The organism is Biomaibacter acetigenes (assembly GCF_003691585.1).
GTDB classification, from domain to species: Bacteria; Bacillota; Thermosediminibacteria; order Thermosediminibacterales; family Tepidanaerobacteraceae; genus Biomaibacter; species Biomaibacter acetigenes.
In genome coordinates this window covers 1,048,934-1,069,336 of record NZ_CP033169.1, presented here as the reverse complement: position 1 = coordinate 1,069,336, position 20,403 = coordinate 1,048,934, and the positions used below count along the sequence as shown (strand labels likewise).

The 20,403-nt window shown below is 41.9% G+C and carries 18 protein-coding genes; all 18 read right to left on the bottom strand.

Translation table 11 applies throughout. The features are described 5' to 3' along the window. Window positions 1-11: 11 nt before the first annotated feature. Window positions 12-299, bottom strand: a complete 288-nt coding sequence (locus D2962_RS05135; RefSeq protein WP_122014346.1) for a PTS sugar transporter subunit IIB — start codon at window positions 297-299, stop codon at window positions 12-14. A 4-nt stretch (window positions 300-303) separates the two neighbouring features. Further along, window positions 304-1,245 carry a transketolase family protein gene (locus tag D2962_RS05130; RefSeq protein WP_122014345.1) on the bottom strand — a complete coding sequence of 314 codons (942 nt, stop codon included), beginning with the start codon at window positions 1,243-1,245 and terminating at the stop codon, window positions 304-306. 44 nt (window positions 1,246-1,289) lie between these two features. After that, window positions 1,290-2,111, bottom strand: coding sequence for a transketolase (locus tag D2962_RS05125; RefSeq protein ID WP_122014344.1), 822 nt, complete (start codon window positions 2,109-2,111; stop codon window positions 1,290-1,292). Between the two features lie 83 nt (window positions 2,112-2,194). Next, window positions 2,195-3,004 carry a Cof-type HAD-IIB family hydrolase gene (locus D2962_RS05120; protein WP_122014343.1) on the bottom strand — a complete coding sequence of 270 codons (810 nt, stop codon included), beginning with the start codon at window positions 3,002-3,004 and terminating at the stop codon, window positions 2,195-2,197. A 77-nt stretch (window positions 3,005-3,081) separates the two neighbouring features. Next, window positions 3,082-4,095: an NAD(P)H-dependent glycerol-3-phosphate dehydrogenase gene (locus D2962_RS05115; RefSeq protein WP_122014342.1), complete on the bottom strand. Its 1,014-nt coding sequence runs from the start codon at window positions 4,093-4,095 to the stop codon at window positions 3,082-3,084. A gap of 2 nt (window positions 4,096-4,097) precedes the next feature. Next, a complete protein-coding gene (gene rpiB, locus D2962_RS05110) occupies window positions 4,098-4,562 on the bottom strand; it encodes a ribose 5-phosphate isomerase B (RefSeq protein ID WP_122015742.1) in 465 nt (154 codons plus the stop codon). Window positions 4,563-4,601: 39 nt separating this feature from the next. Beyond that, complete coding sequence (locus D2962_RS05105; protein ID WP_122014341.1) at window positions 4,602-5,348, bottom strand: SDR family NAD(P)-dependent oxidoreductase; 747 nt, start codon at window positions 5,346-5,348, stop codon at window positions 4,602-4,604. A gap of 52 nt (window positions 5,349-5,400) precedes the next feature. Next, window positions 5,401-6,429, bottom strand: coding sequence for a zinc-dependent dehydrogenase (locus tag D2962_RS05100; RefSeq protein ID WP_122014340.1), 1,029 nt, complete (start codon window positions 6,427-6,429; stop codon window positions 5,401-5,403). Between the two features lie 168 nt (window positions 6,430-6,597). Then, window positions 6,598-6,918 carry a hypothetical protein gene (locus D2962_RS05095; protein ID WP_122014339.1) on the bottom strand — a complete coding sequence of 107 codons (321 nt, stop codon included), beginning with the start codon at window positions 6,916-6,918 and terminating at the stop codon, window positions 6,598-6,600. A gap of 93 nt (window positions 6,919-7,011) precedes the next feature. Next, entirely contained in the window at window positions 7,012-7,299 is a 288-nt protein-coding gene (locus D2962_RS05090) for a PTS sugar transporter subunit IIB (protein ID WP_122014338.1), read from the bottom strand. A gap of 37 nt (window positions 7,300-7,336) precedes the next feature. Beyond that, on the bottom strand, window positions 7,337-8,707 hold the full coding sequence (locus D2962_RS05085) for a PTS galactitol transporter subunit IIC (protein ID WP_122014337.1): 1,371 nt from the start codon (window positions 8,705-8,707) through the stop codon (window positions 7,337-7,339). A 97-nt stretch (window positions 8,708-8,804) separates the two neighbouring features. Next, window positions 8,805-9,308 carry a PTS sugar transporter subunit IIA gene (locus D2962_RS05080; protein ID WP_122014336.1) on the bottom strand — a complete coding sequence of 168 codons (504 nt, stop codon included), beginning with the start codon at window positions 9,306-9,308 and terminating at the stop codon, window positions 8,805-8,807. Window positions 9,309-9,475: 167 nt separating this feature from the next. Further along, on the bottom strand, window positions 9,476-12,490 hold the full coding sequence (locus D2962_RS05075; protein WP_122014335.1) for a sigma 54-interacting transcriptional regulator: 3,015 nt from the start codon (window positions 12,488-12,490) through the stop codon (window positions 9,476-9,478). A 475-nt stretch (window positions 12,491-12,965) separates the two neighbouring features. Beyond that, window positions 12,966-14,498 carry an FGGY-family carbohydrate kinase gene (locus D2962_RS05065; protein WP_122014333.1) on the bottom strand — a complete coding sequence of 511 codons (1,533 nt, stop codon included), beginning with the start codon at window positions 14,496-14,498 and terminating at the stop codon, window positions 12,966-12,968. A 296-nt stretch (window positions 14,499-14,794) separates the two neighbouring features. After that, window positions 14,795-15,829, bottom strand: coding sequence for an ABC transporter substrate-binding protein (locus D2962_RS05060; protein WP_222927687.1), 1,035 nt, complete (start codon window positions 15,827-15,829; stop codon window positions 14,795-14,797). Window positions 15,830-15,967: 138 nt separating this feature from the next. Beyond that, a complete protein-coding gene (locus D2962_RS05055) occupies window positions 15,968-16,930 on the bottom strand; it encodes an ABC transporter permease (protein WP_120766327.1) in 963 nt (320 codons plus the stop codon). Window positions 16,931-16,959: 29 nt separating this feature from the next. Further along, the gene (locus D2962_RS05050; protein WP_120766328.1) at window positions 16,960-18,456 is read right to left on the bottom strand and encodes a sugar ABC transporter ATP-binding protein; all 1,497 of its coding nucleotides are present in this window, start codon (window positions 18,454-18,456) and stop codon (window positions 16,960-16,962) included. A gap of 115 nt (window positions 18,457-18,571) precedes the next feature. Then, entirely contained in the window at window positions 18,572-20,368 is a 1,797-nt protein-coding gene (locus D2962_RS05045; RefSeq protein ID WP_120766329.1) for an L-fucose isomerase, read from the bottom strand. Between the last annotated feature and the right edge of the window lie 35 nt (window positions 20,369-20,403).

Here is a 20,403-nt window from a genome sequence, read left to right as displayed (position 1 = left end):
TCCTAAAAAGTTCATTTGTTATATTTTACTACTTCATCAATGACTTTGTCAGCCCCCATCCATGGATATACCAGAGGAAGCCCATTGATGACTGGAAGTGTCGTGTCCAGCTTTTTTGTACCTACCAGCACAATCACATCAGGTTTTTCTTTTTGTTCAATTGCTTTCAAATCACTTGTAAAGATGTTTGCTGTTATTATTTCTACTTCCACTCCTTTTTTCCTGCAACCATCGATTAATTGTTTGGAAAGTTTATCTGCTTTAGTATTCGATGTTCCACCCAATATAAGAATTTTCATTTTTTCAGCTCCTTGTTTTTATTTTTATTATTTTTTTGGCCGCTTTTGCTATATCCTCCGCAGTCAGATGGTATATCTTGAGGAGTTCATCGGGGTTTCCCGACTGGCCGAACTCGTCGGCTATGCCTATCCTCTTTATGGGGGTGGGCTTTTCTTCTGCCAGCACTTCGGCCACAGCGCTGCCCAGACCTCCAATGATGTTGTGTTCTTCGGCGGTGACTATGGCGCCGCACCCTGCAGCTTTTAGAATTACTTCTTTATCAATGGGTTTTATGGTGGATATGTTCACCACCATGGCGTTTATACCTTCTCCGGCCAGGATTTTTGCGGCCTTTAAAGCTTCGCCTACCATGACTCCTGTAGCGATGATAGCTACATCTTTTCCTTCTTTCAGGATTACTCCTTTCCCTATTTCAAATTTATAATTTTCATCAAAGATGGTTTCTACCGGATGGCGGCCAAATCTGAGGTATACTGGCCCCTTATGAAGGGCTGCGGCTCTCACGGCCTGTTTTGCTTCTTCGGCATCGGCGGGGTTTATGACTGTCATGTGGGGAATTGCTCTCATAAGGGCTATATCTTCTATCGATTGGTGGGTGGCTCCGTCTTCACCCACGGTTATGCCCGCATGGGTGGCGGCTATTTTTACGTTCAACTGCGGATAGCATATGGAGTTTCTTACCTGTTCAAAGGCTCTGCCGGCGGCAAATATGGCAAATGTGCTGGCAAAGGGTATCTTGCCGCAGGTGGCAAGACCTGCTGCGGTGCCCATTAGATTCTGTTCGGCTATACCCATGTTGAAAAATCTCTCGGGAAATTTCTTGGCAAATACGCTGGTCTTGGTGGATTTTGAAAGGTCTGCATCCAGGACCACTATATCCTTTATCTCTTCGCCAAGCTCCGCCAGAGCCTGGCCGTAGGCTTCACGAGTGGCAACTTTCGGCATTGATATCCCTCCATACTATTTTTTCTTCTATTCATAAGATACAACTAAAGTGCTTTTAATGCTTCTTCAGCTTGCTCTTTAGAAGGTGCTTTTCCGTGCCAGTCCACTATGTTTTCCATAAAGGGCACGCCTTTGCCCTTTACCGTTTTGGCAACGATTACTGTGGGCTTATCTTTGGTGTTTTTGGCTTCTTCTACGGCCTCAAGTATTTGATTAAAGTCATGGCCGTCTATGTCGATTACGTGCCAGCCGAAGGCTTTGAATTTGTCCTGTATTTTCTCCGGTGACATGACCTGGGTGATGGGGCCGTCTATCTGCAGGCCGTTGTGGTCTACAAAGGCCGTGAGGTTGTCCAGTTTATAGTGGGCCGATGCCATGGCTGCTTCCCATACCTGGCCTTCTTCTGTTTCTCCATCTCCCAGCAGTACATATACTCTGTAGTCCTTTTTGTCCAGCTTCCCTGCCAGGGCCATTCCATTGGCGGCGGATAACCCCTGGCCCAGGGAACCGGTGGTCATGTCAAGGCCCGGCGTTCCTTTCATGTCGGGATGTCCCTGGAGCATGGCACCGGTCTTTCTGAGTTTCATGAGTTCTTCTTTGGGAAAATATCCTTTTTCTGCCAGCACCGCATAAAGAGCAGGGGCAGCATGCCCTTTTGATAGTATGAAACGGTCTCTTTCCGACCATGCGGGACGTTTTGGGTCCACTCGGAGTACATTAAAATACAGGGCTGTCAGGATATCGGAACACGAGAGGGACCCTCCCGGATGGCCGGAACCCGCTTCGGCAGTCATCTCGACGATGTGCCGCCGGATGGTGCGGGCTGTGGTCGAAAGTTCATTATTTTTTTCTTTTAGCGAACTCAAATTATATCACCCCATAAAAATATTTAATAAATCAAGTTGTCTTTTATATTGTTGAGTTCCTCACTTATTATAACCCAATTATTTTACAAAAGAAATTTTTCCAAGGCATTGGCTACCCCGTCATCATTATTTGACGCTGCAACAAAATCGGCAACATTTTTAACTTCTTCCGGAGCATTACCCATCGCAACACCTATTCCAGCAAATTCTATCATATCAATATCATTGAAATTATCCCCTATTGCCATAATTTCTTCTCGATTAATTCTCAATTGTTTAGATAGTATTTTCAATGCCCTGCCTTTAGAGGCTTTTATGCTAATAATATCCAAGAAGTGAGCTCCCGATCTTAATATATTTACCTGACCTTCATATAAGTCCACTAAACAATTCATAAAAAAATCAAGGTCTTGTGGCTCGCCAGTAATTAATATCTTCGTCGGGGCCTTTTGTTCTTCAATAATCAATTCGTTAATATCATTAACTCTAATTGGTTTTACAAGATTAATATTTAAATTTACATACATAGCCAGTTCATCTTGTTTTTCATAATAACATATATCTTCATATAATAGTGATAAAGAAAATCTTCTGTATTGCCTGCAAAGTGTATTGATATTTTCTGCAATTTCTCGTGGTAGAGTATCATGTAATATTACTTCTTGACTTATATTGTGTTTTATATAAGCACCATTTTGTGATATTTGATATCCCTTAATACCCAGCATTTCAGCAAAATATTTTGCCGCTACATGCGGCCGCCCTGTACAAAGAGTTATCATAATATTATTTTCCATTACTTTTTTTATTTTCTCAACAGTCTTTTTTGATACAGTAAGATCATCCCGTATCAGAGTTCCGTCAATATCAATAGTTACAAGTTTGATGGCCATTAAACCACCCCTCTCTAAAAATCCCCGTTATTTTTGAAATAACGGGGATCTGATTTGCTTTTCCAATCTCAGGACTTTTAATTGCTCCAGTAATCTTTTAAAGCTTCAACGGCAGGTTTATCTTCAAACAACACTCTGTACAGTTCAGCAAGTAAAGAAATATCGCTTAATTTTAACTTGCCCTCTTCCTCCAGAGTTTTTGCCAGCTTGTAACCCACTTTCGCCGCTGAGTACCCCTCAATGGTCTGATTTTTCATTTCTTCGAGAGCGTCTTTCATACTTTTACCCTGCCCCAGCAATTTGCCAAGGGCCCTGTTTCTACCGCCCTGGGCTGTAACATAAAGGTCGCCAATGCCCGCAAGGCCCAAAGTCGTTTCCATGTTTCCGCCCTTTGCCTTTACCAATGCGGCAAGTTCCATACATCCTCTGGCAATCATGGCCGCCTTTGGATTATCCATATTTTCATACATTCCTTCACAGATGCCGATAGTGATGGCATACGAATTCTTCAGAGCGGCACAAATTTCGACTCCTATAATATCCGTAGTAACATCCGATTTGAAATATGGCGCTTTAAAGGTTCTTTGAAGGATTCTGGCGGCTTCTATATTTTTTGATGCAAAAATTGCTTCGGAGAAAACTTCATTTGCAACTTCTATTGCCCTTAGCGGCCCTCCAATTTTTACTACCGGTATATTTTTCAATTGCCCGGAAAGGCTGTCTTCTATGATTTCCGACATCGTCATCAACGATTTCTCTTCAATCCCTTTAGCTATGTTTGCTATTATTATATCTTTATTTATATAATGTGAAATGGATTCAGTAATATCCCGGATTCCATCCGAGGTTACCGCCAGTATAACAATACTACTGTCCTGCAGCGCTTTTTCCAGTTCGTCTACCAGAAAAAATTCTACACCGGAAGGAATGTCGGTATTCAATTTTTCGCATTTTCCAGTAGCCTTATAATTTTCAATAGTAACGTTATCCCACCTGGTACCCCATAATTTAACTTCATTTTTTTGTTTCGCCAGATGGATTGCCAGGGCTGTCCCCATCACACCGGCTCCCAATACAGTTACTTTCTGCATATCTATCCCACCTTCTTAACTGCCCTGTACTTTGCATCTATTTCATTCATTCTTTCAACCTTTGGTATTGACCTGCCTCCATCGAAATTACTTTCAAGCCATATTGCTACCAGCGACTTGGCAAGTTCAGGTCCGATAACTCTTGAGCCCATTGTCATTATCTGTGCATTATTGCTTTTTCTGGCTCTTTCTGCAGAATATACATCATGACAGCAGGCAGCGCGAACACCGGGAATTTTATTTGCCGTAATTGCCATTCCTATGCCTGTCCCGCAGATCAATATTCCTCTATCATATTTACCTTCAGCTATTGCCACTGCTACTTTCTCTGCCACATCAGGATAGAGCACCGGATCTTTTGAATAGCACCCCATATCATCAAAATCCACGCCCTTTCCCCTTAAAAATTCCATTATTATCTGTTTGAGGTCAAATCCGGCTTCATCACAGCCAATCGCTAATTTCATTTTCATCTCACTCTCCTATATTTTTTAAACTTAATGAATTTAATTTGAAAAAGTTCGGCCTCCATCCACTAGAATAAATTGACCTGTGATAAATCCGCTTGCATCTGATGCCAGGAATAATGCAAGTTCTGATACATCTTTCGCTGTCCCCAATCTTCCTAGTGGAATTCTTTTGATTACCTCTTTTTTATAATCCTCACCATACAACTTATCCAGCAGAGGAGTATCTATACTTCTGGGGCCAATTGCATTTACCGTTATATTATGTTCAGCCAGTTCGTTGGCCAAACTACGGGTAAGGCCTATTTGACCAGCCTTGGAGGCGGCATAGTGAGGTCCTCCTCCGGTTCCCGTTATAGCGGAACCGGAAGAAATTATTATGATTTTCCCATAGTTTTGTTTAATCATAGCCTTGCTTACTGCTTTTGTAACGAGGAAGGTACTGGTCAAATTTATATTTATGGTTTTATTCCATATATCCAAAGTTACATCTTTTAAACTGTACTTAGTAGAAATTCCCGCACTGTGTACAAGAATATCTATTTTCTTTTTTTTAATTAATATATCTTCTATTATTGAATTTACATCATTTTCCATTGTTAAATCCACATTGTAAAAATATGCTTTAATTCCTCCTGAATTAATCTGCTCTACAACTCTCAGGCCTTCGTTATTAATATCCATGCAAAATATTTCACAGCCTTTTGACGCAAGAGAAAGAGCCACTTCTTTTCCTATGCCGCTGCTGGCTCCGGTCACCACAGCTATTTTGCCGGTAAAATTCATATCCTGATATCTCCTTGCTGCTTTTTTAAGAAAGTTATCTTTTAAATTATTATTATATTTGAATCATTACCTTCAGATACTTCTCATTAGGATTTGATGCAAGTTCAATAGCTTTTCCTAAATCTTTTAATTCAAAAGTATGAGTGATCATTTCTCCGGCTTTTATTTTTTTATCATGGATTATTTTCAATGCTTCAATATACTCAAAAGGTGTGGATGAATATGTTCCAACAATAGATATTTCATCTTCAAAGAATCTGCTTGAATCAATATTAACTAGAGGATTCTTGTCAAAAGGTGAAAACACTATGATACTACCGCCTCTCCTGGCAATTTTAATTGCCTGGGGAAGCAAAGTCGAAATTCCTGCCGCTATTATAACTACATCTACACCCAATCCCCCAGTAAGTTCTTCTACTTTTTCCGCCAAATCTTCTTTAGTTATATTAATAGCAAAATCCATGCCAAATTCCAGAGCCTTTTGCAGTCTAAAATCCGATATATCGCTTATAAATACTTTGCCGGCTCCTTTTGCCTTTGCCAATTGACCGTGAATTATGCCGATTTGGCCTGCTCCCATGATTAATACAGTATCTTCAGGCATTATATTCACATACTTTTGACCATGGAGGCAGCACGCTACAGGTTCAGCCATTGCTGCTTCCTCATAAGTCATATCCTCGGGAATTTTATGCATAGAATGTTTAACATTCAAGGCCGGTATTCTAATATATTCTGAAAATCCGCCCGGATCTATATTTGTCGCTTTAAATTGACGGCATAAAGTATGGTGACCATGTAAGCAGTAATGGCATGTAAAACAGGGAACATGATGCGCAACAAATATCCTATCACCAACCTTAAAATCAATCACATTTTTCCCCACTTCGACAATATCTCCAGAAACCTCATGACCCAACACAATAGGAGTTTTTACAGTTTTTGCTACAGCCTTGTGGACATCGGTTCCGCATAATCCACATGCCCTCATTTTTATTAAAACTTCATCATCATTTATTTTCGGAACAGGTAGTTCTTCATATCGAAAATCTCCAACATCATAAAAAACACTGGCTTTCATAATGACCACTCCTGCAGTTGTTTTATTTTTTGTTCCTTGTTTTTTTTGCAATGTAATAATTTTTTATATCAACACTTTTTTCTTTTTCTTTGAAAAAATTTAAAAGTTCTTCATGACCAATAATGTTGCTGCTTATCCAATAACGTCCGCTTAGAACGCTGGGTTCTCCTATCCTGACCAGATATTTGTCGCTAAAAATAAATTCCTTAACATCGATTTTTTTACCTTCTTCAGGTCATACGAATGTTTCATTCCAAAACTGTAAAAATGTATTATATTACCATCTATTATCACCTTGTGAGGAGTATTTAAACTGACGAAAGTAGATATTATAACTACGGGCATTACTATGACCAGTAATCTGTACAATATATTTTCCGGAAAATATATTCGCTGATAGATAGACCATATAAAAACGCCGATTATCAATATTGCCGGAATCAACTGTGACACCAGATAGTAGGAGTATTTATACTTATAAACCTTCAAAGGCACCCTCCTCAGTGGAGTTTTTTCATAAACAATGAAACTAAGCAAATTCACTCTAGCTTATTGTCGCTAGAGTGAATTTGCTTCTTAAAATCACTTATCTCCTAAAGCCGCCACAATTTTTTCGATATCTTTATCGACACCGACACCGGATAGAAATGCTATACTTCTGATTACAGGCGTGGAACCGCAATTTTGCAAAGTAGTCGTGCTGACTATAAGGTCATAATTTGAAGCTTTTGAGGGGGCTTCAGCAGCTTTGCACTGTTCTACGACAACATCAAAACCTCTTGATTTTAATGCCTCCTCTACTTTTTTCGCGACCATAGTCGAAGTTGCGATTCCTGTTCCGCATGCAACTAAAATCCTCTTTTTAGCCATGATAAGGACCTCCAAAAAGAATTTTTAATGGTTTTTATTATTTACTTGCATTAATTTCTTCGGCGTATTGTTTCTTGATGTCGTTTCTTACCCACCACCACAAGGCGGCGTAGCCGATGGCACAAGCTATGGCTGCAACAAAGATTGCAGGATTGTCAGGCTGCAGTATTCTGATAATAATCCACGGCACAACATGGGAACCTAGATCGATACCGCTTATCATATTGGCTCCTTCGGGGAATTGAAAACCGACCGCTTTGCCCATGGTGGTCGCAAGTTCCGCAAAGTTTGTGGCAATGAAGAATATCACAGCCATGCAAATGATCGAATTTAGAATACCTTTTACGATGTTACCTCTGGATACGGCAGTAGCCCAGATTACTATGAACGGTAAAACAGCAAGATCGGCAAACGGAAGCATCCGGTTATATGGCAGTATGACCGCCATGAAGATCGTTATCGGAACCATTATCAATGCAACCGCCATACCGGCAGGATGTCCTATAACAATGGCCGCATCCAATCCAATATATACTTCTTTCCCCGGGAATCTCTTCTGGATAAATTCGCGGGCGCCTTCAGACAGAGGTATGAGCCCTTCCATCAAGATAGCCACCATCTTTGGCATCAGAACCAACACCGATGCCATCTGAACACCCAAAGTCAATATACCTTTGAGGTCATATTTCCCTAATACACCCATAATTAAACCAAGGATAAGACCCATTACAAGTGGTTCGCCGAAAAGACCAAATCTCTTCTGTACATCCTCCGGGCTGGCATGAATATTATTCAATCCCGGTATTTTACTTTCTATTTTTTCCAATACATACATCAGCGGAGCCCAACCTACAGTTTCAGTATGAGGTAATGACACACCGGGCAGGCCGAAGTGATGCTCCAGAACCGGTGCGGTCCAGTCCGCCAGTTTGAAAATGACTATTGCCGTCAAACAACCCACTAATATGCCAAAAAACATGTTGTGGGAAGCATAGTATGCAATTGATCCGGCGAATATAAAATGCCAGTAATTCCACAAATCTACATCCATTGTTTTTGTAAAATTAACAGCTAACAGTATAACATTTAATACGAGGACGATTGGTATCAACAACGGCGCAACAGGTGTTCCAAAAGAAATAGCGGCGCCAATAGGCCAACCCACATCAAGAACATCAAGATTTAAACCCAGAGATTTAACCAAAGCTTGAGCTGCGGGGCCTAAAGCGTTCATAAGCAAACCGATTACCAGATTAATTCCTACAAAACCTACACCGATGGTAAGACCTGCTCTGAAAGATTTTTTAAATCCCTGTCCCAGAACCATACCAAAAATCGTTAAAATAATTGGTAGCATGACCGAGGGACCTAAACCTAAAACAAAATCAACCGCCGCTTTAATACTCATGAAAACCCTCCTTATTTTTTTAAATTATACTTTGTGAAGTACTAGAAATGCTCGATACTATCTTTTATTCATCACCCCCTAAAACGTCAAATATATTTTAATAGTTTCCAGCCACATCTATTTGTTCGGTATTATAATTTTCTTTCAACGTCATCAGCTTTAAAACGGTATCAACATCTCTCGAAACAGCAAGCTTTAATAAGAGCTGTTTATTCTGAAATATTTCCATCAAATCCTGTAGCAGTTTTAATTGGATATTCGGATCTGTTATAGCCAGCATAAAAATGATTTTAACGCTTACTTTTTCCTCAGGGTTCCCCATTACATTGAATTGCACCGGATGTTTGAGTATTGCCACCGCTATTGCGGGTTTTATAACATGTTTGATGTCCGCATGAGGAATAGCCACACCAACGCCTTCTGTTGGAAGGCCGGTAGGAAAAACTTTTTCTCTCTCTAAAATAGCTTCCAAATAACTCTCTTTTGCATATCCTTTTGAAATTAATAAATTTGCCAGCTTCTTAATTATTCCCTCTTTATCATCAGCTTCTGCATCGATTTGTATTAGTTCCGGATTTAAAAAGTTTAATTCTGGCATCATTCAGCCTCCTTCAAATTGTGGAAAATTTTCCGCTATATTATCTTGAACACTGAACTTGACTTGGAGAATTGGTGTAAAAGTAAATATAGAAAAATACAGATTTGGCGTATAATTTTTATTTCACTATTAATTATCAAGCAATTATCGTACCAATATAAATGGCAGGTTTAGTTTCGGCTTAAAATATATTCTAATAAAGCCTTTTTGATTTCATTGCCGTTCTTTAACCTCATTAATTTATAAATGAAATCCTCATCATTTATCACATTAAATAATTCATTCAATATTTCTTTTGAATCCTCTTTTAATGCCAGCATAAAAACAATATCTGACCCTTTATCTGCCGACCATGCGACCGGTTCTTTCAAAAATGCCATAGCAATGGCAGGTTTTAAAACGTTTTCCGAATTGCCATGGGGTATAGCAATATGATTTTTTATAAGCGTAGGGCCCATCACTTCTCGCTTATATACATCCAGTAAATATTTATCGTTAACATAATCTTTCTTGACCAATAGTTCAGCAAGACTATCTATAATGTCATTTTTTGTAGTAAAATCCGGTTGAACAAGAATCAAATCCTCAAATAAAACTTCTGCTAGCGGCAATACCATAGGTTTTTGAATCTGACCTGTTTTTATCTGATTTTTTAATTTAAGGATATTTCTGATCTTATTTACTGCTGTTCCACTTATCAATTCTTCAACAGAGATAAAAGGAATATCATTTTGTTCCGGGTCAACAGTTCCAACGATAACTGCCACTTGTTTTTCTGTTTTTATTTTTTCTATTCTTTTTGAAATATCTTCCCCACCAATTATACCAACAGGAATTACTTCTGCGCTTTCAGAAATGTCCGGAATCATTTTTTCAATAAGTTTTTTCAATTTTATGGCGGTTCCTTCGCCAGTAATACACAGAGTAACTATCGCTTTTTTATGCTCTTTTTTACCCTCATTTTCTGAGTTTTCCACGGGGATAAACCTTCCCAGCCCCACCTTATCTTTATCAATATTTGCCACAATTTCGTCCAGATTGGTGTCTGGAAGGATGGCTCTGCGCACGGCTTCGAGGACCATGATGGTGTCAACCCGGCCTACGGTTTTGGTCTGTATACCGGTTTTCTGAGTAATGATTTCTCCGAATGTGATAAGGGAACCCATGTCTACTAAAAGCAGCACACCTTTGCCCTCATCGATCTTTCTCACTACTTCCATGGCTTTTTGAAGGGCAGACTCCGGCTTTTCATCCAGTGACATTTCTATTCCTACCGCATGGTTTACGCCCAGAAGCCTGTTTGCCACCTCCGCCATACCCTGGGCCACATGGCCGTGGGTAAGGACCACTACTCCCACACGACCTTTCTTTACATCAACCGGATGGGTTATGGTGCGAAGATACATGGCCACAAATCCGATTTCATCTTCGGGCATTTTATAATCTGCCGTTTTTTCAACGGCTTCCACCATTTCTTTTGCCACTTTATATTCCAGCCTGTATTCATTTTTAACCTTTTCAAGCTGGGGATTTATTATAGGCTTGTTATGCTGCAATCGTTCCAGTGTTGCGCTCAAATGGATGGCCAGGCAGTAAAACAGGTGATTATCCATTTTGCCAAGTTTTTTCTCGGCAATCTTGACCATCTGCTCTGCCATGTCAACAACTTTTTTCCCTACTATTCCTATAAGCTCCTGTTTTCCCAACAACTGACGGTTTGTCTCAAACTGCTTGACCAGCTGCTGGAATCTTATTTCCAGTTCTCCTCCGATTACTCTGTTTATGACTTCCTGGCTCAATCCCTGCTCCTGGAGTTCCTGATATTTTTCCTCTATATATTGATAGATTTCCTGGGGCAATATATATAAATCCTCTTTTGGCATAACTCTTGTTTCCATTTGACCAGGGCTTACTATAAAATCGCCCTTTAGGAAAATTTCCGCTTCGGGGTTTCGGTTCTGTATCTTGAGCAGACCCCTTCGAGCATGTATCGGCAGGTCTATTAGATCTATCTCAATCACTTGCTGCTGGCCGCCCACATAAGTTAAAAATCCCCTGGCGCAGGCTACCTGTATATCGCTTCGAAGCTGACCGATATTTCCCGGGCAATCATAAAGCAGCAATGCCCTCAGCGCTTCCTGGGTCACTTTTATGGAAGTGCCTATTCTATCGGTTTCTTTGCCGAAAAATTCCTTAATTATATTGAATCTTTCCGACAGGGGACGTGCAGATAATGGCGGAAGTTCTATAATCATAGGGATTCTTCTTCGGAAAGTTAGAAGAAGCGAAGATTCTATATCTTCCGTAGTGGCGGCAATGATCATGACACTGGCAGACCTTATGGTTTCCGTCTCCCCAAGGCGGCGGAATTTGCCCTTATCCATCAAATAGTAAAGCAGTTCCTGCCCTTCGGGAGGCAGGCGGTGGACCTCATCCAAGAAAAGTATACCTCCGTTGGCTTTCTCTACAAGGCCTTCTTTAGCGGTATCCGCACCGGTATATGCCCCTTTGGCATGGCCGAAAAGCTGTGACAAAAGAAGCTGGGGATTTTCGGCATAATCGGCGCAGTTAAAGATAATAAAAGGAGCACCTTGCGGAAGTTTGCCTGCTTCAAGAGCAAAATTGTACATGGCTTCGGCCAGGTTGCTTTTGCCGACACCGGTAGGACCCAGAATCAGGGTATGGAGGCCATGGGGAGGATATAAAATTGCTGCCTTTGCCTGCTGAATCTGCGGCTTTAGACTGCCGTCAAATCCTATGATTCTTTCAAAAGCTCTGGATGGCATGCCGTTATTGGTTTTTCCATGACCGCTTGTTTTTTCAACATTTTCATGGTTTGTGGTATCTGCAGCACCGGCGACAATGCGAGATACATTTTGCATAGACATATTTCCCACTATTTCTTTTCTCAACTGGGAAATTATAAATCTGGATACATTAAATCCTTTCTGGTTGATGACTCGTGTCAATTCCCTGTCGGAAATTTTAGGATTCTGGGATATCAATTCCTTTAAAGCATTTACAAGATAGGGTTTTTTCCTTTCCCTGGAGTCCGGGATGCCCAGTTCTCCCCGCAAGATGGTTACCTCATCCCGCCGGGTACCCAATATGCCGGCCAGCTGGTCATCCGTGTAGGGATTTTTCTTGTCTTCTGACTTTATTAGCTGGATAAGGCGGTCTTTCATAGGCTTCACCTCTTCTCACATTTTATGCAATTTGTGTACCATGTTTGTGGAATGTTTTGTAGTAATATTGCTTTTCATAATTTTCACGTTATTGCCATGGGTTTACAACATATTATACCACATTTCATGCCGCTAATAAAAAAATATAGCTGGACAGATTGGATAAAAAAGTCAGCAAAACTGGATTTGCTATTGAAGCAATTAAAAAGACTCAAGGACTCTGGAAAGATAGAAACTATTAATGTCAATTTAATCAGTTCCCGTCACCAACTATATAGCGCAAATGGCAGGCGATACCTAAATCTTTACAGAAAAAGTCATGCTCTGACAATACCCGATGCCATAATAGCAGCATCAGCAAAATACAAAAATGCGACTCTAATTACATTAAATATAAAACATTTTCCAATGAAAGAAATTGATATTGTGAGACCTTATTAAAAAAGCCGGATCACTTAAATGACCCGGCTTTTTACTATGCCCTTTCATACATCTCGTGCATTAGATCCTTTAGATGTTCATAGGTCCTTTTATATTTATCGAAATAAAAATCATATGCGTCTTTATTAGCTAGATCAGGCATTATCTTTGTCTTTACTTTTACCATATTCTTTGCCGCTTCTTTAAAGTCTTTATATATTCCTGCCCCCACTGCGGCACACATGGCGGCTCCTAAAGCCATAGACTCCGTATCTTCAGTGAGTATTATAGGTGTTTGACATACATCTGCATGTATCTTTAGCCACAGCTTGCTCTGGGCGCCTCCGCCGCCGGCATATATCTTTTCAACCGTGAAGTTCTTTTCTTTTAAAGCTTCCAGTATGAACCTTGTGCCATAAGCCGTGCCTTCATAGATAGCTCGTAAAATATGCTCACCTCTATGCTTCAAACCAAGTCCCCATATGGCTCCTCTGGCTTTAGGATCGCGGAGGGGACTTCTATTTCCTTGAAAGTAATCAAGAAGCACCAGGCCTTCGGAACCTGCAGGAATCTGAGCGGCTTTTTCATCCAGCAGAGTATATACGCTTACCCCCTTTTGTCTTGCCTCCTCTTCCTCTTTATAGGCAAAGTTATCCTTGAACCATTTCACTATGGAACCGGTGGAGGTCTGACCACCTTCCATCACCCAGTTTCCTGGGATTATAGCCTCATCGAAGGGGCCCCATACACCGGAACCAAATACGGGGATGGGGGATAAAGCCATATGGCATGTAGAGCTTCCCATGATGAGGGCCATGTCTCCGGTCTCTACCGCTCCCAGACCTATCATGCCAAGATGTGCATCTATACCGCCCTGAGCCACGGGAGTCCCCTCTTTTAAGCCCAGCTCTTCGGCAGCCTGTTTTGTGAGGCCTCCCACATATTCACCCAGAGCCTTTATTTCTTTGGGCCATTTTTCCATGAGATCCTCTAGCCCAACCTTTTCCATCAGATCCTGGGGAAAACCGCCTTCACTTTTAACATAATTCCACTTTGATGCAATATGATCAAGGCTTAAGGTCCACTTCCCCGTAAGCTTATATGTCATCCAATCGGTGCATTCTATGAATTTTGCAGACTTTTTATATATATCAGGTTTGTGGCGTTTAAACCATAGAGCCTTTGGAATCATCCACTCGGGAGAGACCCAGTCTCCGGCATATTTCAAATAAGGATGTCCTGTAGCGGTGATCTCCTCCGCCTCTTTTACGGCCCTTATATCCATCCATATGACGGCATTATGAAGGGGTGTGCCGTTTTCATCGACAGGAAGGACGGTACATGAAAAAGTATCAATACTTATACCTGCTATGTCGTCGGGAGAAATATCTGCTTTTTTTAAAACTTCCCTGGTGCAAACTTTAGCACATGCCCACCAGTCCATGGGATTTTGTTCAGCCCAGCTCACGTGGGGATAGTAGGTCTCATAGCTTTTTGAGGAAAAGGCCAGGGATTTTCCTTGAAGGTCAAAGATGCCGACTCTTAAGCTTTGAGTGCCGACATCTATTCCAAGAAGATAATTTTTCATAGAACTTTTACCTCCCTCTCTTTTTAAAAATGTCTTGCTGATTTATAAAAACCTGAAAAAGCGTAGTTGCTTTTAAGTAAAACTAAAGCAAGAAAACCGTTACACCGGTAAGAGTGTTAAAATTATTTTAAAACAAAAAAATTGCACCGGATAACAAGAGAGAGGTCTTAAGTGGAATCAGTTTCAGAATTTGTTAGATGCAAATTCCTTCTTTCCCCACATCAGACCTCCCACATTCAACTTTTAATCGAAGCGGCCGCGAAAATATCCGCTCGCCATCATTTTATCACTTCTAATTATTCATACAACAGTGGCTTTATTTCATCGGAATCTATATTGGTCTTGTCATACCAGTGGAACCCGGTATCTATTACTTTAGGCAACTGTTCGCCTTTTATGGCCTTTACCGCAGCTTCTACAGCTTTATATCCGATACCGATGGGATCCTGGGTGATAGCTCCAGCTTCTACTCCGCTCTTTATGGCATCTATTTGCTGTTTACCGGAATCATAACCTATTACCACAATCTTACCTTCCTTGTTCATTTCTTTTACGCCGTTTAATACACCGATAATGGAACCTTCATTGGCGCCAAAGAAACCTTTGAGGTTTGGATGGGCCTGGATAATGGCTTTTGCAAGGTCGGTAGATTTCAGCTGGTCGCCGCCACCATATTGAATATCAACGATTTTTATATCAGGATATTTTTCTTTGATGCGGTTTACAAAACCATCACGGCGATCGATACCGGTGCGGCTGGTCTGGTCATGGACTATGACAGCAACCTCTCCTTTTCCACCGATGAGCTCCGCCATTTTATCAGCGGCGGCTGCAGCAGCTTTAACGTTATCTGTGGCAGCGGTCGTAACGGGGATATCGCTGTCTACGCCGGAGTCAAATCCGATAACGGGTATATTGGCAGCTTTTGCCTTTTCAAGCAGAGGAATGACCGCTTTGCTGTCCAATGCTGCAAGACAGATAGCCTTAGGATTCTTGTTGAGAGCGGCCTGAAGCATTTCGACCTGCTTATCGACCATTGACTCATTCTCAGGACCTTCAAAAGTAATTTCAACATTGTAATCTTTAGCGGCTTTCTCGGCACCTTGTTTAACGGCCTGCCAGAATTGGTGTTGGAAACCTTTAGAAATGAGAGGAATGTAAATCTTCTCAGAACTTGATGAACCTGATTGACTCTGTTGTGTCTGGCTCTGCTGATTTTCAGCAGGTTTTGATTCCTGCTTTGGCTGTTCCTTCTGGCCACACCCGGCCAAAAGGGCTACTACAAGTACCAAGCATACAGCAACTGCCAAAATCTTTTTGACTTTTTTCACAAAAATCTCCTCCCACTTTTTTTATTTTTTTGTTTTTTTAAATAACTGTTTTAAATAATGGCTTAAAAACTCCCTCCCCTCTTTTTTTAAATCGTATTTAACTCCTCTTAAGGAGTAAATACTTCAAAACACGCATGGTTACCTGCGTCGGATGATGTCAAGATATACAGCCATAACAACGATTACTCCTGTAACCACCGTTTGCCATTCCTGGGGAACCGATAGTATACGCAACCCGTTGGTCAATACACTCATGATAAATGCACCTATGACGGTCCCCAGTATTGTTCCTTCACCACCGCTTAGGGAGGTGCCGCCGATAACCACTGCGGCTATAGCATCTAGCTCATAACCTTGACCTAGAGACGGTTGAGCTGAGTTTAATCTAGATGCCATTAAGACTCCAGCCAGACCGAAAAAGATACCACATAATGTATATATAGAGATTTTCCATGCATCTACATTTATACCGGATAATCTTGCTGCTTCTTCATTGCTTCCAAGGGCGAAATTGTATCTTCCCAACACTGTCCTGGTCAGAATAATACTTGCTATAATGGCTACTAAGAAAAATATCAAAACGGCGTTGGGTATGCCAAAAATGGAACCCATGGCGATCTCACGAAAGATCGGTGTGTCATTGAAGTATATGGGCTTCGTTCCGGATATAACCAGAGAAAGTCCTTTAGCTACCATCATCATACCTAGCGTGGCTACAAAGGGTGGAACCTTCATCTTGGCTATTATTATACCGTTTATAAATCCGCATAATCCTCCCATCAAAATGCCGCCGACTACACCTATTATGATTGGCAATTTCCAGTTTGTGATAAAAACGGCAGTCATGACTGCTGCAAAGGTCATACCTGTCCCTATGGAGAGGTCGATGCCACCGGTGATTATGACAAAAGTTACACCTAATGCCAGTATGCCGTTTACGGCTGTAGCCAGTAATATGCCAACTATATTATCAAACTTTGCAAAATTGGGTGATGCCAGGGAAAACACAATGAACAAGATTATTAAGCTACCGAAAGCTAGTAGCTTTTGTGTGGCATCTGAACGAAATAAGGATTTTTTTTGAGTTACTTTATTTTCCATTTTCAGACCCCCAAATCCTATTTTTATTTCTACCTCATAGTAGCATAATGCATGATACGTTCCTGTGTAGCTTCGGTAGCACTAAGTTCTCCGGTTACTCGGCCTTCACACATCACAACGATTCTGTGGCTCATGCGCAAGATTTCCGGTAGCTCGGAGGAAATCATGATGATAGATTTTCCTTTTTCCGCTAATTCATTAAGGAGTTTATAAATCTCACTCTTTGCTCCTACATCAATACCCCGAGTTGGTTCATCAAATATCAAGATATCGCAGTTCCGAGTCAACCACTTAGCTATAATAACTTTCTGCTGATTGCCACCGGATAAAAACTTTACTTTCTGCTTTAAGCTCGGTGTCTTGATTTTAAGTTCCTCTATGCGGTTCCTGGCTTCTGCCCGAGTTTTATCCTGCCTTACCCAACCTAATAACCCCAGGAATTTTTCAAATGTAGCCAGAACAATATTGGTTTCAACATCCATACCCAGGGCAAGGCCATAGCGTTTACGGTCTTCGGAAAGGTATCCTATGCCGCGATTTACTGCATCCATGGGGCTTTTTATATTGACTTTCCGACCTTTCACATAAATTTCACCGCCTTCGATGGGATCTGCGCCGAATATTGCCCTGGCTACCTCTGTGCGTCCGGCACCCATAAGCCCCGCAAAGCCCAGGATCTCACCCTTTTTCAACTTGAAGCTCACATCTTTTATGGTACGGCCCCGCTTTAAATTTTTTACTTCCAGAACTACTTCATTGCTACTATTTTCAAGGTCTACCTTGGAAGTTTCGTAAATTTCTCTACCTACCATCATACTTATGATTTTTTCTTTTGTGACATCGTTTATATTCACGGTATCTATATAATGGCCGTCCCGCATGACGGTAACTCTCTCGGCTATCTGCTTGAGTTCTTCCAGGCGGTGGGAAATGTAAATTATGCCTTTGCCCTCATCCCTTAAATGACGTATAATCCGGAATAGCTCTTCTATTTCAGCTTCGGTCAACGCCGAAGTAGGTTCATCCATGATTATGACTTCGGCATTGATAGAAAGAGCTTTGGCAATTTCAACCATCTGCTGTTTAGCCACGGTAAGGTTTGATACTTTAGTGCGGGGATCTAAATCCATATGAATCGTATCAAGCAATTCTCTGGTTTTCTTGTTGAGTTCCGATTCATCCAGCATGAAATTGAGACTTTTGCGAGGTTCCCGACCTATAAAAATATTTTGGGCTACCGTAAGATGCGGCATCAAGTTTAACTCTTGATGGATGATGCTTATCCCAAGATTTTGAGCTGCTCTTGGATTCGGAATTTCAACTTCCTGACCTTTTATATAAATATGGCCAGCATCTTTGGAATAAACACCGGTGAGTATTTTCATCAGCGTGGATTTGCCGGCGCCATTTTCCCCTACTAGAGCGTGCACTTCACCGGCGCGCAGCTCGAATTGGGCCTGGCTTAAGGCATGGACGCCCGGGAATGATTTTTCGATGCCTTCCATTTTTACAAGAACTTCACCCATTCTTACCACCTCAATTCCTTGTACGTGCGTTTTGGAAGTTTGCCTTGAGCATTACCATGACCTTCACTTGGGTGAGGCATCTGCGGGAGCGCCGCAGGTGCCCCACTACAACTATTTAAAACTTGCCGTAAAGGGGCCCAAAGTTCTTACATGCCCTGTAGTCTGCGCCCTCTAAATCCTTTGTTCCAAAAGCGCCCCAGGCACTGGGCCTGAAAATCTTCTCTTCCGGCACATTATGCATACAGACAGGGATGCGCAGTATAGAGGCCAGAGTTATTAGATCCGCCCCTATATGGCCATAACTTATGGCTCCATGGTTGGCTCCCCAGTTGTTCATCACAGAGTATACGTCTCTGAAAGCGCTGCTTCCCGTAAGTCTTGGAGCAAACCATGTAGTGGGCCATGTGGGGTCTGTGCGTTTATCCAGGATATTGTGAACGTCTTCAGGTAAGTCCACCGTATAACCTTCGGCTATCTGCAGCACGGGACCGAGGCCTTTTATAATATTTACTCTCATCATTGTGACCGGCATTCCGCCTTTTGTGAGGAAATTGGAGGAGAATCCGCCGCCCCGGAAATATTCCCTGATGGCAGGCCTCCAGCTTGTGGCGTCAAGGCATTTCTTTGCTTCATCCTCGGTTATTTCCCAGAAAGGCTTCATGACAGGTTCACCGTTTCTTGACTGTTGTCCGGTTCCATCCAGCGCAGCCGCTCCGGAATTTATCAGGTGTATGATGCCGTTTTCTGCAATACCAGTAAGCTCTTTGCCAGTCACGCGTTTTACTGCATCGGGGCTCCAGTAAGTCCTGACATCCGCAAAGATTTGAGCGGTATTTGTTAAAAGATAACCGAACAGCATGGCTACACCGTTGAGGCTGTCGTTTTCGGTGGCCATTATATAGGGAGCCCTTATGCCGTTCCAATCAAAAGATGAATTGAGCATGGCTTCCATGAAATCTCCGTTGGGGAAGTGGTCGGTCCATTGCCTCTGGCCCTGGAAGCCTGCGGCGATAGCATTGTGGCCTTGAGCCTCTTCAACATATCCAAGTTCTGCCAATCTCTCATTTCCTACCATGAGATCCCTGGCAATCATGGTCATCTTAACGACAAATTCCCATTCCCAATCTTTTCTTTGCCTGGAAGACTGCATGGCAGGAGAATTGTTGTCTTTACCTTCTTTACAGTTTTCTTTCACCCATTTGAGGGCTCTTTCAAATTCATCTTTATCATAAATTTCTTCGTCGATTCGGCGGGTAAATTCCGACATATCTACATATTCATTTCTCATACCCAGATAACTTTCAAAGAAATCGGAGTTGACAATAGAACCTGCAATCCCCATGGAAACACTTCCCATGGAGAGGTACGACTTTCCTCTCATCAAGGCTACTGCAAGGCCTGCTCTGGCAAATCTCATTAGTTTTTCCTTAACATCTTCCGGTATTGATCTGTCTGTCGCATCCTGAACATCTCTGCCATAGATTCCAAAAGCCGGCAAACCCTTCTGGCTATGGCCCGCCAGAGCCGCCGCCAGATACACCGCACCGGGCCTTTCTGTGCCGTTAAAGCCCCAGATTGCCTTGGGAATGTAAGGGTCCATGTCTATAGTCTCTGAGCCGTAGCACCAGCAGGGCGTGACAGAAATAGAAACTCCAACACCCTCCCGGGCAAATTTCTCGGCGCATCTTGCAGCTTCCGCAACGCCACCAATAGTGGTATCGGCTATAACGCATTCCACTGGCTGGCCGTTGGGGTATTTGAGGTTTTCAGATAACAATTGAGCCACGGCTTTGGCCATTCCCATGGTCTGGTCTTCCAGTGCTTCTCTGACACCTTTGCGCCGGCCGTCTATTATCGGCCGTATTCCGATTTTTGGTAAGCTTCCGATTAATCTGAAACTAGTGTTATTCACCTGGAATTCCTCCTCTTTCTGCAATTTCCAATATT